This is a genomic window from Streptococcus sp. (assembly GCF_019414905.1).
GTDB lineage: Bacteria > Bacillota > Bacilli > Lactobacillales > Streptococcaceae > Streptococcus.
Genome location: NZ_DXLC01000090.1, coordinates 1 through 2,241 on the forward strand (window position 1 = coordinate 1; position 2,241 = coordinate 2,241).

Here is a 2,241-nt window from a genome sequence, read left to right on the forward strand (position 1 = left end):
TTCTGGGACTTCATGAATAGTTCCAGGTGGATTTTCTTCGACCTCTATTTCTGGAACTTCATGAATAGCGGCTACTTCGCCGTTCACACCACCTGAGAAGTCTGGCACATCATGAACGGCTGCTTCCTCACCGTTGATGCCACCTTCAAAGGCTGGTTCCTCATGAACTGTACCTTCACCATTGACAGCACCTGTAAATTCTGGGACTTCATGGATTTCTGCTTTTGCTCCATTTTTACCACCAGGGACTCCTGCACCTTCAAAACTTACAGGCAAATTATGCATGCTCTCAATTGCACCATCAATGATTTCGGTAATTTCTTGACCAATATCTTCCTTGTTAACTGCGAAAAGCAATGTTTTTGTATCGTATTGCGTCAAGAAAGTCGCAAAATTACCATTTGCCAATTTAAGAACTGGTGGTTGATTCACCAATACTTCAGAATCAAATTCTAGAGCAATGACATTTTTGCTCATCTCCACAGCATTTTTTACAGTTGCTTTTGTTGGAGCAATTCTATCCTTGCTTAAGAAATCCCAGTTGAATTTCTTGAAGGATAGAGTATAAGGATTGCCTCCAGCTTCATGATGTTCGTCCAAGAGACCAAATTCTTTTGGTCCGATCTGTTGAAGTGAGTTATAGGCATATTCCCCTTCTTGAATCAAATGGTGATGCAGCCAAGTCAACTCGCCATCTTCTTCTACGCGAGCCACTCGAATGTAACCATTCTTACGACCTGGGCCATTGGCATTTGCTAGAAGGATATACTCCTTACCATCTTGAACCGTATGAGTCGCCGCCATTTGAACATAAACATCGGGTACATCATAGCGTGCTACATAGTTGTCCCATGTAATACCACCATCATTACTTGTCGCAACCTGCAAATCACCAGTCAAACCACGCATAAAGAGTTTCAACTGACCATTGTTCAGCTGAACAACTGAAGCTTCCGTATTTTGAGCGTAGTAATTGTTCATGTTACTTGAATCAACTACTGTACCATCATAAAGTGTACGGTTATCATTGACACCGCCACCCATATGCCAAGTCTTACCATGGTCATCTGAGTAGATGATACGAGATGATTGAGATCCATTGAGGTGGTTGGTTCTGTTTGTCGTATAAACAGGAACGACGATCCGACCTTTATGAGGTCCATTCTGGAGGGTAATGCCCACTCCAGGTCCCACACCTAAGAATTTCATCCAATCAGCTTTGACCATTGGAGTAATATCTTGTGGCGCAGACCAAGTCTTACCATCGTCATCACTGTAAGACATCCATAGGTAGCTATCTTTAGCAATTCTAAATGGAGAGGTTTTATTGCTTGTAAAATAGATATTCCCTAGTAGCTGCTCACCTTGATAAAGGTCGCCTTTATCGCTATAGGCTGGCTTGACTGGATTTACAACAACACGGTAATCCGTTGCCTGACCATCTGGTGTGTAGACAAGGCCATTTTCACGAATGGTATAGGCTCCATTTTCTCCTTCACGGTAGAGAATTTGGTAGGTTTTTCCATCAATTTCTTTATAAGCTTCCTCTTTTTCAGCTGACATCCCAAAGATACCTTTTCCTTCTGGGAACATATCATAGACTGAAAAAATGCGTTTGGTTTCAGTATCTTGGGCTAAAACCATATCGATATTTACTGGTGAACCAACAGATGGATCAGTAGCTTTTGGATTGTCGCGTAGATTCGTAAGTGTGATACGATCGCCCCATGTTTGACCCTGATCTTCACTTCGTTTGACGACCATACCGATATCGCCCCAGTCATAGTGGTGCAAACGACGTTCGTCAGCTCCAGCAATCAAAGTTCCCTTGTCAGTCTTAAGGAGGGCTGGAATACGATAGCTATTAATGCCATCTGGATTGGACTGCCCATTTTTACCAGCTTCAAAAACATCCTTTTTATCTGTTATCTCAGCTCCTTCTGGAAGCTTTTTCTCTAATTCGGATCTTTCAAATAGGTAGCTACGATTTTGAACTTCTTCTGGACTCAAGGCACGATCATAAACAGTTAGATTACGAACTTGTAAACCTGCCCCCCAAACCATACTTCCTGCACGATTTGTGGTACCAATTTGCATATGATTCACATCAGGCATATCTTTGATAAAGCGTCCTGATTTCTTACTTGTTCGTGACAAAACTCCGTTTACATAGAGACGAACTTGTCCATCTGGAGAATCTGCACTTGGTCTTTCAACTGTAAAGGTTACTGAGTTCCACTG

Annotated in this window: 1 protein-coding gene; it reads right to left on the reverse strand. The window is 42.2% G+C overall.

The features are described 5' to 3' along the window. On the reverse strand, positions 1–2,241 hold a 2,241-nt coding region (locus QZ359_RS02615), incomplete at both ends, for an SIALI-17 repeat-containing surface protein (protein WP_293958009.1).